The organism is Pseudomonas sp. YY-1, from assembly GCF_002843095.1.
GTDB classification, from domain to species: domain Bacteria; phylum Pseudomonadota; class Gammaproteobacteria; order Pseudomonadales; family Pseudomonadaceae; genus Aquipseudomonas; species Aquipseudomonas sediminis_A.
Genome location: NZ_PJLX01000002.1, coordinates 209,610 through 226,120, shown reverse-complemented (window position 1 = coordinate 226,120; position 16,511 = coordinate 209,610). Strand labels below are relative to the sequence as shown.

The 16,511-nt window shown below is 59.7% G+C and carries 11 protein-coding genes and 1 pseudogene; 4 read left to right on the top strand and 8 right to left on the bottom strand.

The features are described from left to right. The first annotated feature begins 39 nt into the window (after nucleotides 1-39). The gene (gene cra / locus CXP40_RS03800; protein ID WP_106732640.1) at nucleotides 40-1,026 is read left to right on the top strand and encodes a catabolite repressor/activator; all 987 of its coding nucleotides are present in this window, start codon (nucleotides 40-42) and stop codon (nucleotides 1,024-1,026) included. Nucleotides 1,027-1,108: 82 nt separating this feature from the next. Here cra and CXP40_RS03795 read toward each other — a convergent pair whose 3' ends face one another. After that, nucleotides 1,109-3,163 (bottom strand): AsmA family protein, encoded by a 2,055-nt coding sequence (locus tag CXP40_RS03795; RefSeq protein WP_106732639.1) that lies wholly within the window; start codon nucleotides 3,161-3,163, stop codon nucleotides 1,109-1,111. 135 nt (nucleotides 3,164-3,298) lie between these two features. On the opposite strand from CXP40_RS03795, the gene CXP40_RS03790 reads away from it, so the two are divergent. Then, a complete protein-coding gene (locus tag CXP40_RS03790) occupies nucleotides 3,299-4,078 on the top strand; it encodes a TatD family hydrolase (protein WP_106732638.1) in 780 nt (259 codons plus the stop codon). Nucleotides 4,079-4,354: 276 nt separating this feature from the next. On the opposite strand, the gene CXP40_RS24220 is transcribed toward CXP40_RS03790, so the two are convergent. The 5 genes and pseudogenes from CXP40_RS24220 to CXP40_RS03770 form a co-directional block, all read right to left on the bottom strand. Next, a complete protein-coding gene (locus tag CXP40_RS24220) occupies nucleotides 4,355-5,059 on the bottom strand; it encodes a methyl-accepting chemotaxis protein (protein ID WP_371916932.1) in 705 nt (234 codons plus the stop codon). Between the two features lie 150 nt (nucleotides 5,060-5,209). After that, nucleotides 5,210-5,416 (bottom strand): annotated as a pseudogene (locus tag CXP40_RS24215) (HAMP domain-containing protein); the annotation flags it as partial. 1,323 nt (nucleotides 5,417-6,739) lie between these two features. Continuing rightward, entirely contained in the window at nucleotides 6,740-7,573 is an 834-nt protein-coding gene (gene ampE, locus CXP40_RS03780; RefSeq protein WP_106732636.1) for a regulatory signaling modulator protein AmpE, read from the bottom strand. A gap of 2 nt (nucleotides 7,574-7,575) precedes the next feature. After that, on the bottom strand, nucleotides 7,576-8,127 hold the full coding sequence (gene ampD / locus CXP40_RS03775; RefSeq protein WP_106732635.1) for a 1,6-anhydro-N-acetylmuramyl-L-alanine amidase AmpD: 552 nt from the start codon (nucleotides 8,125-8,127) through the stop codon (nucleotides 7,576-7,578). Nucleotides 8,128-8,353: 226 nt separating this feature from the next. After that, nucleotides 8,354-10,657, bottom strand: coding sequence for a DUF1631 domain-containing protein (locus CXP40_RS03770; protein WP_106732634.1), 2,304 nt, complete (start codon nucleotides 10,655-10,657; stop codon nucleotides 8,354-8,356). A 422-nt stretch (nucleotides 10,658-11,079) separates the two neighbouring features. Here CXP40_RS03770 and nadC point away from each other — a divergent pair, with 422 nt between their 5' ends. Beyond that, on the top strand, nucleotides 11,080-11,928 hold the full coding sequence (gene nadC / locus CXP40_RS03765) for a carboxylating nicotinate-nucleotide diphosphorylase (RefSeq protein ID WP_106732633.1): 849 nt from the start codon (nucleotides 11,080-11,082) through the stop codon (nucleotides 11,926-11,928). 555 nt (nucleotides 11,929-12,483) lie between these two features. Here the strand turns inward: nadC and CXP40_RS03755 are convergent. Together CXP40_RS03755 and CXP40_RS03750 are read right to left on the bottom strand one after the other, a co-directional pair. Beyond that, nucleotides 12,484-13,875 carry an O-antigen ligase gene (locus CXP40_RS03755; RefSeq protein ID WP_106732898.1) on the bottom strand — a complete coding sequence of 464 codons (1,392 nt, stop codon included), beginning with the start codon at nucleotides 13,873-13,875 and terminating at the stop codon, nucleotides 12,484-12,486. Between the two features lie 264 nt (nucleotides 13,876-14,139). Continuing rightward, nucleotides 14,140-14,583 carry a pilin gene (locus CXP40_RS03750; protein WP_106732632.1) on the bottom strand — a complete coding sequence of 148 codons (444 nt, stop codon included), beginning with the start codon at nucleotides 14,581-14,583 and terminating at the stop codon, nucleotides 14,140-14,142. 222 nt (nucleotides 14,584-14,805) lie between these two features. Here CXP40_RS03750 and pilB point away from each other — a divergent pair, with 222 nt between their 5' ends. Then, nucleotides 14,806-16,509, top strand: a complete 1,704-nt coding sequence (gene pilB / locus CXP40_RS03745; RefSeq protein WP_106732631.1) for a type IV-A pilus assembly ATPase PilB — start codon at nucleotides 14,806-14,808, stop codon at nucleotides 16,507-16,509. Nucleotides 16,510-16,511: the final 2 nt, after the last annotated feature.

The window sequence follows — 16,511 nt, the reverse complement described above, 5'->3', positions numbered from 1 at the left end:
TGCACGCTCGAAATCCCTTACCAGTATGGTGCTGCGCCCGTGAAACTCAGCGACATCGCCCGCCTGGCTCAGGTCTCGGTGACCACCGCCAGCTACGTGATCAACGGTCAGGCCGAACGTCGGCGCATCAGCCCTGCGACCGTGGCCAAGGTCTTGGCAGTCGTCGAGGAACATGGCTATCGCCCGGACCAGCAGGCTGCCAGCCTGCGCCGCGGGCAAAGCCGCTGCCTGGGGTTCATCCTGCCGGACCTGGAAAACCCCAGTTATGCGCGCCTGGCCAAGCTGCTCGAACAGAAAGCCCGCGCCGCCGGCTATCAGTTACTGATCGCCAGCTCCGACGACGACCCGAACAGCGAGCGGCAGCTGATCGAGCTGTTCCGTTCACGCCGCTGCGAGGCGCTGATCGTCGCCAGCTGCCTGCCGCCAGACGACCCGCTGTATCCGACCATCGTCGCCGCCGGCCTACCTGTTGTAGCCGTGGACCGCGCGCTATCACCCACCCACATCCGCTCCGTGGTCAGCGATGACGAGCAGGCCGGGCGTACCCTGACCGAAAGCCTGCTGACGCCTAAGCTCCGGCACATCGCCCTGCTTGGCGCACGTGCGGAGCTGGTCATCAGTCAGGCGCGCGAACGCGGCTTTCATTCGGCACTGAAGGGTTTCGACGGGCACATCAGCGTCTACCACGGCGAGCTGTTCAGCCGTGCCTGCGGCTACCGGCAAATGAAAACGCTGATGGATGAAGTTGGCGCGCCGGATGCCTTGCTGACCACTGCCTACGTACTGCTCGAAGGAGTGTTCGATGCCCTACGTGAACAGGGCAGCGAGCAATGGCCCGCGGTGCGTCTGGCCACCTTCGGTGACACTCAGTTGCTGGATTTTCTGCCACTGCGGGTCAATGCCATGAGCCAGCAGCACGAACGCATCGCCGAGCGCGTACTGACCTGGGCACTACGGGCGGTGGAACACAACGACTATCAGCCCGGCATCGAGGCCATCGGCCGCAGCTTCAAGGCCCGAACCTGATAGTAGGGTGCGCCATGCGCACCGACTGTCGGAAAAGACCGGTGCGCGCGGCGCACCCAACCTCTGGCTTCGATGCCGTCTGCTAACCGCCCTGAATCTTCTGCAGTAGCGGCTCGCACTGGCTCGGCTCATCGCCCGAACTGGGCGCTATCAGCGCCAACAACCCTGCCGCAGGCGCCACCGCTACACCCAACGCCACCAGGCCAACGCCACGAAGCGCCAGCGGCGTGGCCTGCACACCTGGCGACGGCTCCTTGAACGTGCCGCGCACATAGAGCGGCGAACGCAGGGAAAAAACACGAAAGCCCTTGGTTGACGGCGTGATCGTGAAATCCAGTCGCTCGCTGGCGAAGTTGGCGCTGCCATCGACCTTGATCACCGCATTGTCGGTATCGATGACGAACAGTCGCGTGCTCATCAGCCCCTGCTTGATGCCGAGATCGGCCGCCGCACAATGGATCTTCACATCCTCGTCGCCGAACAGCCTGCCAACCAGATAGTTACCAACGTTCAGCCCGGCGATTTCCATCAGCCCGCGACTTACCGCGCCATCGTTGATCAACATCTTCAGCTCGCCGTCGGCGCTGCCGAGCAACGCCGCCACCGAGTTGCCACGACCGCTGATACGCGCGTCACCGTTGAGCTCACCGAAGCTGGTCTGCATCGGTGCGAAGGTGGGGAACAGTTGCTTGAGCTTGAGATCTCGCGCACGCAGACGCATCTGGCCCTGCAGCGGCGTGGTCGCTCCATTCAGGCGGATTTGCGAATCGAGCACACCGCCGGCCATGCCGAAACGCAGTGGCTCCAGACTCAGCGCGCCATCATTGAGCACCACATGGGTGTCGAGATCGGTGATCGGCAACTGTTCGCTGTGCACGATGCGCTTACCGACGAAACGCACATCGGCGTCCATCGCGCGCCAGCGGTCGGTACGAAACTCGGAAACCGGCAGCGCCTTGTTCGCCGGCTGCACGTCCCGTTCGCCCCGTTCGCGTTTGTCCTCGCTGGAGTCAGCGCCGATCAGGGGTGCAAGGTCACTGAACAGCAGTTGGTTGGAGGTCAGCCGGCCGGACAGTTTCGGCCGCGGCTCGCGAGCCACGAATGTCAGGTCGCCGTGGATATCGCTGTCACCGATCTGGCCATTGAAACCAAGGTAGCGAAAGATCGCCCCATCGGCATCGTGCAGGTCGGCCTGCAAACGACCGTCGGTGCTGTACGGCGGAGTATCCGGCAAGGTCACGCCGGTCAGTGGATACAGGTGACCGAGGCTGGCGCCAGACAGACGCAAACGCAGATCCAGAGCGCCAAGATTCTGCGGATCGGTCAGGCTGCCGGCCAATACGATGCGAGTCGCGCCAATGCGCAGGTCGGCTTGCAGCGGGAAAGGTTGCGACGCGTCATGCAGCGCCAGCAGGCCACCAACCTTGCCGTTGCCGGTCAGCGGCTGACCACGGAAACTGCCTTTGGTCTGCCAGGCGAATGCGTAATCCTGGGCATTGCCACTGCTCTCGGCCAGACGCTCGGCTGCGCTCTTGCCGACGATATCGGCAAATGGAACAGGCTCGCCCAGCGGCTGGATAATCGCCTCCAGCCGGGAATTGCTGACCTTGTCGTCGAGCTTCACCTGCCCCTGATCAAAGCCGATGGTGCCGATATCCAACGTCCAGGGGCTGGGCTGATCAGTATCGTCGGCCTCCTCCTTACCCAGGTCGAACACCCAGTTGGCGCGGCCATCTGCCAGGCGCTGCAGATCGGCGACCGGCGCGCCAAGTTCGATACTGGGGATGCTCACTGTCTTCCATAGAAGCGGTAGCGGAGACAGGCGAAAGCGCACTCTATCGAGGCTGACGAAGGTATCGCCCTGCGCCCAATCGGGATTACCCAGGCGCAGCTGCTCGGCGGAAAAATGCGGCCAGGGCACCCAAGCGCTCAAACCCTGTTGTCCGGCCTCACGCTGCCAAACCACACGCAGGTCACCCTCGATGGCGAACGGCCGGTTCAAGGCCGCAGAAACCTGTTCGTTGATCAGCGGCCGCGCCCGGTTCCAGTCGAACAACACCAGAAACAGCATCAGTGCCGCCACCAACAGCATAAAAACGGCGAGCAACGCGCCCAACAGCTTGCGTAACTGGTGCACCCAGCGACCTCCTTATTTCACTGCCCGAGTGAAACTCGTCCATATCCATACGACTGAAAAGATTAGCCAACGCTCCCTCGCTCTGGCAGGAAAGGGGAAAATAGCCGACTCTGAACGCCCAATCGTGAGCGACCGATGCGCCTGATCGACACCCACACCCACCTCGACTTCCCCGACTTCGACGCAGATCGCGACGAAGTGCTCACACGCAGCCGCGCACTGGGCGTGCAGCGTCTGGTGGTGCTCGGCGTCTACCAGGCCAACTGGCAGCGACTGTGGCAACTGGTCGAGGAAGATGAAAGCCTGTACGCAGCTTTCGGCCTGCATCCGGTCTATCTAGACGAACATCGTCCGCAGGATCTCCTTGAGCTGCGCGACTGGCTAAGCAAACTGGCCGGGCACCACAAGTTGTGCGCCGTTGGTGAGTTCGGTCTGGACTATTACCTGGAACAGTTGGATCGACAGCGCCAGCAGACGCTGTTCGAAGCACAGCTGCAACTTGCTGCCGACTTCGAACTGCCGGCGCTGCTGCACGTGCGCCGTGCTCATGCCGCGACCATCGCCACCCTCAAGCGCTTTCGTCTGGCCCGCGGCGGCATCATCCACGCCTTCGCCGGTAGCTACGAGGAAGCACGCGAATACATCAAGCTGGGTTTTCGCCTCGGTCTTGGCGGCGCCGCTACCTGGCCGCAGGCCAATCGCCTGCGCAAGGTGGTGGCGCAATTGCCACTGGAGGCCATCGTGCTGGAAACCGACTCGCCGGACATGGCCCCGGCCATGCACCCCAACCAGCGCAACAGTCCGGAATATCTGGCTGAAATCTGTGCCGAGCTGGCAGCGTTGCGCGGTATGACGGCCGAGGAGCTGGCGGCGGCCAGCAGCCGTAATGCGGATGAGTTGTTCGGCTGGAACTAAAGCCAAGTCGCCTCTGTGGGAGTGATGCTGTTCACTTGAGGTTGCACGCGTTTGGCTCCCCTCTCCCATTTATGGGAGAGGGGTTGGGGGAGAGGGCTGAAAACATCGCATAACTGCCAGTTATCCCCTCTCCCTAACCCTCTCCCCACTGGGGCGAGGGGACTGATCGCAACCTACCGCTCTAAAGTGAACAGCATTCGCCTCTGTGGGAGGGCTTCAGCTGCGATCACTGCGAAGCATCGCCGCTAAAGCGCCTCCCACGAGGCCAGTCCTCATTCACACGCGAAACGCGCCGATCAACTGCTTGAGACGCGTAACCAGCTCGCTCAGCTCGCGGCTGGCCTGCTCGGTCTGGCTAGCGCCGGCAGCGGTACGCTCCCCTGCATAGTTGATCTCGACGATATTCTGGTCGATATCGTGCGCCACCGCCGTCTGCTGCTCGGCCGCTGCGGCGATCTGCTGGTTCTGATCGACGATCATGCCCACCGCGCCGAGGATGTTCTCCAACGCCTGCTGCACCTTGGCCGACTGACTGACCGTGCCATCGGCCATTTGGTGACTGGCGTTCATCGCCTTCACCGCCGCCCCCACGCCACCTTGCAGCTTGGCGATCATTGCTTCGATCTCTTCGGTGGACTGCTGCGTACGCTTGGCCAGATTGCGCACCTCATCAGCCACCACGGCGAAACCACGCCCCTGCTCGCCGGCCCGCGCCGCCTCGATGGCGGCATTGAGCGCCAGCAGGTTGGTCTGCTCGGCGATGCCCTTGATCACATCGAGTACCTGGCTGATCGCGGCGCTGTCACTGGCCAGCTGGTTGATTACCGCCACCGACTGGTCGATTTCTCCGGCAAGACGCTGGATTGCGCCGACCTGCTGCTCGACCAACGCCCGGCCACTGACCGTTTCCTGATTCACGCTCTGCGCGCTACCCACCGCAGCGGCGGCACTACGCGCCACCTCCTGGGCAGTGGCAGACATCTGGTTCATCGCCGTTGCCACCTGCTCGATCTGTGCACGCTGCCCGGCCACCGCCTGATTGCTCTCGCCCGAAACCAACTCGACACGATCCGCCTGACCACCGACCTCGCCCACCGTCTGCCCAACGCGCTCGATCAGGTCATGGATACGCACCACGGTCTGGTTGAACACCTGCCCCAATTCGCCCAGCTCGTCTCGGCTCTGCGCCTGGAAATTGACCGTCATATCGCCTGCGGCAACCCTGTCCATCACCTGACCCAAGGTTTTCAGGGTCGAGCGGGTGGACACGTAGAAGCCGCTGTAGAGGTAGACGATCAGCAGAAACACCACCACCAGCGCCACCACCAGCAACACCATCTGCGCACGGTTCTCGGTCAGACGCTCGCTCAGCTGGCTATCGAGGAAGGCCAGCAGGCCGTCGTTGAAGGCGTAGGTCTTGGCCATTTCCTGGCTGACCTGATCGTAGAACTGCGCCCAGGGCGTATCCAGACTGTCGGCGATGATCACCTGATCCTCGAACAGCACGCCACTGTCCTTCAGGCTCTGGCGACTGGCTTCGGCAAGGCCACCCAGGCCGTTCTGCGCGGCGACGTTACCGGCCAATGCCTCCTGCAGGCTCAAGCCGTACTCGGCGTGTAGCTTCTCCAGTTGCAACAGCAGGTCATCGAACTTGGTGCTGGCTGCCGAGTTGAGAAACCCCTGCCCCAGGGAATAGGCGCCGATAGCACGGCCTTGACTGAGCACATCGGTGATCTGCGGGGTGACGTTGGTGATCAGCTCGGTAATCTGCCGCACCTGACGCTGCGGGTCCTGGCTTAGTCCCGCCTGGCTGGCCACCAGCTTGATGAAGACTTGGGACGAGCCCAGCAGCTTCTCGACGATGACCGTCTTGCTCTGCAAAGAAGTCTCGGCCTCTGCGCTCTTCAGCTCGGCCAGCAATTCGTCGCGCTTGGCGATGAACTCCGCTTCCTGCTCGGCATCGCTGGTCACTGGCTGCAGTCCTTGCAGGCCGGCACTGAGCGACTGCTGCAGTTGATCTATACGCCCCTCCAGATCCCCCGCCTGACCGGACTGGCCAATCATCGAGTTGATCTGTACCAGATCGTTGAGGCTTTCAAGATCACGCCGCAGCTGCAAGCTGCTGCCAAGTAGCTCGAGGCTTTCCAGGGCGGTCTGGGTACCAACGAACTGTCGATAGGAGTCGCGCACCAGGTAGAAGTTGGTGACGAGCATGGGCAGGAAGAATAGAACGCTGATCAGGCTGAACTTCATACCGAAGCTGAGGCGATTCATCAGCGCGATGGCCGGATACAACACGGTCTTCACTAGACGTCTCCAGTTGCCATTATTGTTATAGGTATTGCTTGGATCGCCGCCGAGCCTCTTACGGACTGATCACGGCGCCCTGTGTCGACCGACCTGGGTTCGCCGAGCTATGCGGCAAAGACAGGCAGACAAATGTGACGAAAATCACCAAACAGGGTCGACTACCGCCTCCTTATACGCCTTATCGACACGCGTCTCTGTAACTTAAGGTTAAAGCGCGCAGCACCCTTCACTCCCTCTCAAGAGTAAGCGTAGTTCGTCACTGGAATAACATAAGGACAAAGGGCGGGAGCAACCCGCCACTGTGCGTGACAGCAGGTTGTCCCCGCCCTATGAACCGCCTGGGTACGATCTCTAGATGAATAACACCCAAACCGCGTAACCGGCATACCAGACCACCGCAGCGCGGATCAGCAGTTGCCACAGCTGATCCAGGGTATCGACACCCTCCTCGCCCATCACTGGCGGCGGCATCTCACCAGCGGCTCGCCCAGCCTTGGCCACCAGTTGCGCGGCAGAAATGTCCCAGCTCAGCAGCTCATGCAGCAAGGCACGACTGACAGCGACGAAGTTGCCGACCAGCGCGAAACTGGAAGCCAGCACCCGGGCCGGCAGCCAATCGAAAGCGTGGCGCAGTTGCACGGCGCGCTCACGCAGAGCAGGTTGCTGCGCATGCTCTGCACTCATCGCCAACAGGCGATAGGCCAGCGCGGCCATGGGGCCCAACAGCAGATACCAGAAGATCACCGCAAAGAAGCTTTGATAGGCCTGCCACAGCAGATGCCCCTGGACCTGTTGCAGCAGCTCGGTGCCCTCCTCCGGCTGCAACGAAAGGTCACGTTCGGCCACGTGGTAAGCGGCCTGACCGTCACCGCGCCGCCAGGCGTCGCGAAACGGCCCCAGCGCTGCGAGCAGATCACCACGCCCCAGGCTGTAAATCAGCACCAGCAAATGCACCGGCAAAGCCAGCCAGCCGTAAGCCAGCGGTTTGAGGATCAGCAATACCAGGCCCAACGCCAACACCGGCAACAGCACCAGAACGGCCAGGCACAGCCACGGAGCCTGCTGAAGGCCGCCTTGCTGCAGGCGCTGCAGTTGCGCCAACCAGGGGCCGTCCTGCTGGATGCGCAGACGCCAGGCGGAAAACTTCTCGACCCACAGCACCAGCAGAATCACCAGAAAACTCATTGCTACCTCTCCTTCAATTCGGCGTGCAGACGCGCCCAGTCGAACGCGGCCCCCGGATCAGTCTTGCGCCCAGGCGCGATATCGTTGTGGCCGCGGATGCGCTGCGTCGACAGCGCCGGGTAAGCGTCCAGCAGTTGCCGCGTCAGCTCGGCCAACCTGGCGTATTGAGCATCGGTATAAGGCAGATCATCCGTCCCCTCCAGCTCCACGCCCAGCGAAAAATCGTTGCAGTTGTCGCGCCCCTCGAACCAGGAAACCCCGGCGTGCCAGGCACGATCCAGACAGGAGACGAACTGCGTCAGCCCGCCATCACGCTCGATGAAAAAATGCGCGGAAACCTGTAAGGACGCGATCTCAGCGAAGAAAGGATGTTCGTCCACCGGCAAGCGGTTCTGAAAGAACGCATGCACCTTGCCAGTACCGAACTGCCCAGGTGGTAGGCTGATGTTGTGCACCACCAACAGGGAGATTTCGCCAATGGGGCGAGCATTGAAATTCGGCGATGGGCAGTGAGGGATGCCCTGAAACCAGCCGGTTGAGGGGTCGAGCTGCATGGAATGCTCCTGAACGAGCCACCACTCTAGAGCAGGTGGCTACGGCGGCCAAGCGCGAGGCCGCAACAGGATGTGCAAAGGCGGGAAAATCGAGGATCACGACTGTAGGAGTCGCGCCTCTCGGCGAATCGATAGCGAACACATCGGAAGACTTGTAAAGCTTCGCCCCGGGGCGGGGCTCCTACAAATCAAGCCGTTGCCAGGGGCGAACGCTCCTGGCAACGAATCAGCTGTGCTTGAGCTTGCGCAAGTTACCGATGACCGACTCCAGGGCGCGGTCGAACAGCAACGCATCGTCGAGCAGGCGCACAGCGTTGCGGCGGAACTCCACCGCCAGCGCGTTGCGCGTCTTCTCCAGCACCTTCATGCCGGTGCGATTGACGAACACGTACTTGCCAGTGGGTTTGATGATTGCCGCCAGCTTGCAGCGCAGCTTGTGCTCTTCATCTTCCTGGATTTCCACCCAACTACCCACACGCAGGCTGTCTACCTGCAGCAGCGCCTCGTCGTCGTCCGGGAGCGCCACGTCCGGCTCCTGCGGACGGGTCTGACCGGGCGCGAGCAGAATGATCTCTTCGACCACCTCGACCATCGCCGGGGCATCCTCGACCTCTTCTTCGACTGCCGGCAGCTCCAACAGCGGCAACTCGACGCCCGCTTCGCTCAGATCGGTGTGCGCAACATCCTCGGGCACGGCCGTTTCGGCTTCAGGGGCAGCGCGCTTGAAGCGCTGGAAGGCCTGCACGTGCAGCACTTCCAATTGGCTGAAGAATTCGCTGGTAGAGAACGGATCGAACGCCGCACTGGCCATGCCTTCGCGCAGCGCCTTGAGCAAGCCGGGCACCAGTTCCAGCAAACGCAGACGCGCCTCTGGATCTTCATGCGGGGCGACACTCCAGACCAGATCATCCATGGTCTGCAGCGCAGCCTGCCACTCGTCCGAGTCCACACCGTGCTTGAGGCAGGTCAGCATCAGCACCTTGCTCCAGGCTTCCTGCAGCAGCCGCACCACCACTTCCGGCAGGGTCTTGCCGAGCAAACGCTCATTCAGTGCCTGCTCGACTTGGCGACGGGCCAGCTCAGCCTTGGCGCTGCCTTCCTCGGCATCGCGGGTACGCTGTTCGAGCAACTCGCTACGGCGGCGCTCATCGCCAGTGAACGCCATGAACTCGGCCAGCAGTTCGGAGAAGATCGCCGGATCATCGACAAAATCGTTCAGTAGGCGCTGAACCACCTGTTCGATCTTCTGATAGAGGCTGTCACGCTGCGCATCGTCCTGATCGACCCAACCCAACGCGGCAGACGCAATTTCGTTGAGCAAGCGGCGCGCCGGATGGCTGCCACGGCTGAAGAAGGTCTTGTCCAGCACCGCCACCTTGAGCATCGGAATCTGCAGACGGCCAATCAGTGCCTTGAGCGAATCCGGCAGGGTGCGATCATCGAGAATGAACTCGAACAGCATCGACACCAGATTGATCACATCTTCATCGACCTCACCCACCACTCGCGCCTTGCCACTCTTGGCGCTGGCACGCTCGAGCAATCGTTCGAGCTGGTCACGGAGATCGAAATCTTCGACGTTGATCTGCGCCGGAGCACGCTGCTGCATGTGCGATAGCAGGCGCATCAGGTCGTTGCTGGTAATCGGCATTGCGTCGGCTGTCTGAGCCCGGCGTGGCATCGCCGTGCCGCGTACTTGCGAGAGCAGATCCTGCAGCGCACCGAACACTTCCTGCACGCCCTGATCGGCGCCTTCGAGCAACGGCATGCCTTCCTCGCCAGACGACTGGCTGTAGGAGGAAGCTGCTGGGCGCTGCTGACGGCGCGGCGGCGCGGACTTCAGCTCAGGCAAAACGCCCGCGCTGACCAGCGCCTGATTGGCCTCGGCATAAAGCATGTCGCAGCTGCCGAGCACGTACTTTTCGAACAGCTTGAGGATGATCAGCTTGACCTTGATCTCCACGCCCAGACTGCTGCAGGCGTCGAGGAAGTATTCACTGAGCAGGGTCGGGCCGAGCGGGTTGCTCTTGTCGTCCAGCTTCTTGCTGATCACCGCATTGAGGCGTGTGGTGAGATGGCCCAACGCAACAGCGTCTCGGCTCATCACCTTGGCCACCATGGCGTCCAGCGCCACGGTTTCTTCCAGTTCGTCGTTCTGCACCAGGCTCAGGCTATCGAACGACACGGCATCCAGAGCGGGTTGAGGCTTGCCAATTTCGTACTGGTTGAGATTGGCGAACGACTCGAACACCTTCTGCAGAAAGCCGCGCTCGATATTCTTGCGCTTGAGCCGCAAGTCGCGCATGGCCTCGAAGAAAGCATTCTGCTCAGCATTGCTGGTCGCCCGATCCGCCATCTCGAAGAGGGTATCGTCAGCATTGTCGAACAGGCTCTGCAGGTTCTGCTTGAGCTGTTGCGCCGCTTTGTCACGCACCTGAATCAGCGCCACGGGCAGTCTTCCTACCGGCGAAGTTGGCGATTGCTCTGCGGTGGCCTTGTTCAGGTGCACCACGTTCGCGTCGGTCTTCATTCTAGTCTCCCGCAGACTGCTCGAACCCGAGCTTCCTGGTCTGCACAGCGTCAACCGAGCGTCGTCCTTAACGTCAAAGGCCTGGCGTCAATAATGAAAAAAGTAAAGCCATTATAGGGAGGCTGCGCGCCATACCAAGCCAATTTTTCCCACAGACATGACCCAGATCACAGATAGCCACACGCCATCTTCGGACGACGGCCAATACACCTCACTCGCACCTCCACAGCCTAACCCTGACAGGCCTTAGGCGCTGCACCGATAGTCGGGCCAAGGGGGTACTCTCGTCATTAAGAGCAGCGGCGACATATAAAAGTGCCTGATCAATTCTGCAGAACGACAAAAGGCCCAGCGCCGCGATGGAGCATTGCCCTGCAACCACCTGCCTCTATAATCGCGGCTCGACTACACCGGAGCCGACCATGCCCAACCTGACCCTCGCCGACCTCAGCAGTGAAATCGAAGCCAACGTCCGCCGCGCCCTGGCCGAAGACATTGGTAGCGGTGACATCACCGCCCAGCTGATTCCGGCCGAGCGCCTGGCCAGCGCCCGGATCATCACCCGCGAAGAGGCAGTTATCTGCGGCACGGCATGGGCCGATGCGGTATTTCGCCAACTCGACCCGCGTGTCGCGGTGCATTGGCAGGTAAAGGATGGCGACAAGGTCAGCGCCGACCAGACCCTGTTCCGCCTCGAAGGCCCGGCCCGCGCCCTGCTCAGCGGCGAGCGCAGCGCACTGAACTTCCTGCAGACCCTGTCTGCCGTTGCCACCCGCTGCCGCCATTACGCCGACCTGGTTGCAGGCACCCAGGTAAAACTGCTGGATACCCGCAAGACCCTACCGGGCCTGCGCCTGGCACAGAAATATGCAGTGACCTGCGGCGGCTGCCACAACCACCGCATCGGTTTGTACGACGCCTTCCTTATAAAGGAAAACCACATCGCTGCCTGCGGCGGCATCGCCCAGGCCATCAGCACCGCCCACCAGATCGCCCCGGGCAAACCGGTGGAAGTCGAAGTGGAAAGCCTGGAAGAACTGCGTGAAGCCCTGGAAGCAGGAGCCGATATCGTCATGCTCGACGAACTGTCACTGGAAGACATGCGCGAAGCCGTAAAACTCACCGCCGGCCGCGCCAAGCTCGAAGCTTCAGGCGGGATCAATGACAGCACATTGCGCGTGATCGCGGAAACCGGCGTTGATTACATCTCGCTGGGGACGTTGACCAAGGATTTGAAGGCGGTGGATTTGTCGATGAGACTCGCGCTTTAAGACACCGATTCACTGCAGGAGCAGCGCCCCGCGGCGAATCGCAGCCTCACCGAAATCGCGCTGGCTTACAAAAATTCGCCCCGGGGCGGGGCTCCTACAATTTCAGGGCTGCCGAAGGTATAACGCGGGAGGATTAGCGAAGCGTAATTACCAAACGGCGCGGCCAACCTGGTCAACGACCGCCACAACGAACTGCTCTTCAGCGCTGCGAGCATCTGGGAGGTTGGCATCAAACATGCCATGGGCAAAGCCCATTTCCACTTTGACCCGGCAATACTCAGCTCAATACAGACTATTAAGAGCTGTCATTGAACGGGCAGTACAGCATTGCAGCCGCCACTCTTGCCCCATACATAAAACCCCATGTAATCGGATGATGATTGCTCAGACCTCAACTGGAGGCTTTATATTGGTCACAAGCCGATCTGGTCATAGCAAAATCCGCAAGCCCGATCAGATACGCCAAGTAAGAGCGACTCAGAACAGACTACGCGCGGTATAAGCAGAGGCCGAGATAATCGTGGCCTACCTCTAGTTTTTCTGGCTTTCCAACGATTACCGCGTTTTGTCCATAGGTATCCAGCCTTGCGACCAAAAACGAGGCGCCCAGTCTGTACGATGTTCTTTCAGGTATGCCTCTTGGGTTTGTGGAAGTGTCGGGACTTCATTGATCAACACGTGCCCCAGCACTAGCACGATCGGAACGGAAAGAATGCTTGCGGCGATAGCCTGAGAGCGCCCAACTGAAGAGGTAGCGCTCCAGCGAGCCATCGCCAAACCAATGAGTAGGGCCATCCAAGTTTCTGTATAGGGCATGACGAAAACACCATCGACCTGTGCCAGCACCAACGCCCCAACGATTGCCATCCACAGCCCTGCGTCCATTTCGTTGGCAAGTGTTTGACGCGCATGACGGGCTCCATGCAGCACCCCCCAAGCGCCAAGAGTGAACGCGATAAGTGTTGCAGCAAAGCCCCATTCAGCCAGCCATTGCAGAACAACCTGATGGGGGTGGGCGGCGATGGGGTTATAGACTGCTGAGTAGTGCATGGGGCCAGCACCCAACCAGGGATTGGACAGGGCCATCGCCCAGGCCCATTGCCAGATATGTTCGCGCCCCGAGAGAGTGGCACGCAAGTTATCACGTAGCGCAGGATCGAGGCTCAGCCAAAGCGGCACCAGCTTGAATAGCAACACAAATAACAAGAACCCTAACAAGCAAGCAGCAGCCTGCCATGCAAAAATACGCCACAACTTGCGGTTTATCATAAGCAGAGCAAGATGGCCGACCAGCAGGCCCAACCACAAACCTCGCCCCCCAAGGGCAAAGGCGATACACCATTGCGTGACAAGTACCAGCGCCAGCAGTGCGGCGAGTGAAAAACGCTGTCGCTGACGACACCGATCCGCCAATAGCGCAATCACGGGCATTAGCATCACCTGAAACTGGCCAAAAAAGCGCGGATTGGAGAAACCACTAAACAGCATATCGGCATTTAGCATCCGCATGCCGGAGATAAAAGCCGCCGCGTAAGCCACAAGAAACTGGAACGCATGAATAAAGCCTACAATCGCCATCGCCCAGAGTATCGCGTTTTGCCAGGCGGGGCGTCCTTTCAAGCCTCCGACAATCAGAGCCAGCAGAACTAACCCACCATAACGACTCCACTCCTTGAGCGCCCATAGCGGGTAATCGGCAAATACAGACGAAAACAGCCCCAGTAGAAACAGTCCTGCCAAAAGCAGCAGAGCAGAACGTGGCAGATGAACTTGAGGTAATAGCGCAGCGAGCGGGGCACAGGCGCACAACAGAAGAAGCTGAGAGATGCGCTGCTGGTCATGCCACGTATAGCCACTGCTCCATAGCGCCACAGCAGAAAAACAAAAAACCATTGCCAATATGGCGAGCAGGGAATAAAAAACTATAGCTGGAGTAGAACTATTCATCCTCACCAAGCAACACCCTAAAGAAAACATGAAAGGCAAAAGATTTTTTTTTTCGCGCCCCATTAGAAATCAACACGTGACATTGACGTCCATAGATACGCTCAACAGTGCTAATACTAACTCAGCCAACAACTTAAAATAAAACACCCCGCGTGATAGCGGGGTGCTAAATACATCAATTGGCATAGTGAACTTATGACTATCGACGCAAGCTTTCGTGAAAACGCCACGCCGCGCTATAAGCCCGCTTTAAATCCATAACTATCAGCTGCGGAAGTTAGCAGGCACAAACTTGGTGCAGTTAGTGTTGGAACTACCCGCCCAAGTCAGCGAGCCGGTGGTGGCATCAGCAGTTGGAGTCAGAGTAAGTGCAGCAGATCCCGTGCAGCTCGAATCGATCCCAGTGTTTAGTGCAACAGTGATCACACCGTCAGTCACCGTCAAGCCGCTGATGTACGAACCCAGCGCTTGGGTATTGGCGGCCAGCCCAGCTTTAGCGTTATCAATGCCAGTCAGGGTGTTGGTGGTGGAATAGGTTTCCGCTACTGCGATACGCGCGGAAGACATAAACCCAACCACTTCAGCCATCTTGGAACGCTTGGTGTAATCCTGATAGGCGGGCAGAGCAATAGCAGCCAGAATACCAATGATCGCAACAACGATCATCAATTCGATCAGGGTAAAACCCTTTTGCATTTGAGCTTTCATGATTCTCTCCGAAATTGAACAGGCCCATTGACCTGACAGGAGGGAAAGCACAGGGCGTGCCAACTTCCAAAGTTCCTCTTCTACAGGCTTTTAGCGAGCCACATGCGCGCATCACAGTACGACACACGCCACTAACTGCCGTTTTTCGTCACCTGCACCAGCACGGTTTGGCAGGCCACCTTCAACTGGGCTATAACGCAGGAATTATGTGTGGAGCCCGTAATGAACGACAGCATTTCCCTTTCCGGCCTGGCCAAGCAGATGGTCCTTGCCGAGCTGCTGGACGAAAAAGCCGCCCAACAGGCTCAGCAACAGGCCCAGCGCAACAAACTGTCGCTGGTCACTTATCTGGTGCAGAACAAGCTGGTAAAGAGTCGCGCCCTGGCCGAACTGGCCTCGGAGCAGTTCGGCGTTTCCTTTCTCGACCTCAACACCCTCGACAAGGAAAGCCAGCCACGTGACCTTATCAGCGAAAAGCTGGTACGCCAGCACCGCGTACTGCCTTTATGGCGTCGCGGCAACAAGCTGTTCGTCGGCCTTTCCGACCCGTCCAATCACCAGGCCGTCACCGACGTACAGTTCAGCACAGGCCTGAATACAGAGGCCATCCTGGTCGAGGACGACAAGCTCGGCGATGCAATCGACAAGTTCTTCGACTCAGCCAATAGCGGTATGGAAGATCTGGCCGATGTCGACCTCGACAGCCTAGATGTACAGGCCGTGGATGACGACAAAACTGTAGGCGACGGCGGCGCTGACGCTGACGATGCGCCTGTGGTGCGCTTCGTCAACAAGATGCTACTGGATGCGATTAAAGGCGGCTCCTCCGACCTGCACTTCGAGCCTTACGAAAAAGCCTACCGGGTACGCTTTCGCACCGACGGCATCCTGCATGAGGTTGCCCGCCCGCCCATTCAACTTGCACCGCGTATTTCCGCCCGCCTCAAGGTGATGGCCGCGCTGGATATCTCCGAGCGGCGCAAGCCGCAGGATGGCCGGATCAAGATGAAAATCTCCAAGAGCAAGGCCATCGACTTTCGCGTCAACACCCTGCCCACGCTGTGGGGCGAAAAGATCGTGATGCGAATTCTTGACCCCACCAGCGCACAGATGGGTATCGATGCACTGGGGTACGAGGAGGAACAGAAAGAACTGTATATGTCTGCCCTCAAGCAGCCGCAGGGCATGATTCTGGTCACCGGCCCCACCGGTTCGGGGAAAACCGTATCGCTCTATACCGGCCTGAACATCCTCAATACGCCTGATGTGAATATTTCCACCGCCGAAGACCCGGTGGAGATCAACCTGGAGGGTATCAACCAGGTCAACGTCAACCCCAAGCAGGGCATGGATTTCACCCAGGCGCTGCGCGCCTTTCTCCGGCAGGACCCGGATATCATCATGGTCGGTGAGATCCGCGACCTGGACACGGCCTCCATTGCCGTCAAGGCCGCGCAAACCGGGCACATGGTGATGTCGACTCTGCACACCAACAGCGCCGCGGAAACCCTGACCCGCCTGCGCAATATGGGTGTGCCATCTTTCAACATCGCCACCTCCGTCAACCTGATTATTGCCCAGCGCCTGGCGCGCAAGCTGTGCAACAGCTGCAAGAAGGAAGTGAACGTACCGCGCGAAACCCTGCTGGCCGAAGGCTTCCCCGAGGACAAGATCGGGACTTTCAAGATTTATGGCCCTGCTGGCTGTGAAAACTGTAAGGGCGGTTACAAAGGCCGCGTCGGTATTTATGAAGTGGTTAAAAACACGCCCAACCTGCAGCGGATTATCATGGAGGAAGGCAACTCCATCGATATTGCCAAGCAGATGCGTAAAGACGGCTTTAATGACCTACGCACCTCCGCTTTGCTCAAGGCCATGCAAGGGGTCACCAGCCTTGAGGAAGTCAACCGCGTAACCAAGGATTAACC

Coding starts and splice junctions, on each gene's coding strand:
- CXP40_RS03750 (WP_106732632.1), bottom strand. CDS start 14,583: ATGAAAGCTCAAATGCAAAAGGGTTTTACCCTGATCGAATTGATGATC.
- CXP40_RS03790 (WP_106732638.1), top strand. CDS start 3,299: ATGCGCCTGATCGACACCCACACCCACCTCGACTTCCCCGACTTCGAC.
- ampE (WP_106732636.1), bottom strand. CDS start 7,573: ATGAGTTTTCTGGTGATTCTGCTGGTGCTGTGGGTCGAGAAGTTTTCC.
- CXP40_RS03755 (WP_106732898.1), bottom strand. CDS start 13,875: ATGAATAGTTCTACTCCAGCTATAGTTTTTTATTCCCTGCTCGCCATA.
- pilB (WP_106732631.1), top strand. CDS start 14,806: ATGAACGACAGCATTTCCCTTTCCGGCCTGGCCAAGCAGATGGTCCTT.
- nadC (WP_106732633.1), top strand. CDS start 11,080: ATGCCCAACCTGACCCTCGCCGACCTCAGCAGTGAAATCGAAGCCAAC.
- ampD (WP_106732635.1), bottom strand. CDS start 8,127: ATGCAGCTCGACCCCTCAACCGGCTGGTTTCAGGGCATCCCTCACTGC.
- CXP40_RS24220 (WP_371916932.1), bottom strand. CDS start 5,059: ATGTCTGCCACTGCCCAGGAGGTGGCGCGTAGTGCCGCCGCTGCGGTG.
- CXP40_RS03770 (WP_106732634.1), bottom strand. CDS start 10,657: ATGAAGACCGACGCGAACGTGGTGCACCTGAACAAGGCCACCGCAGAG.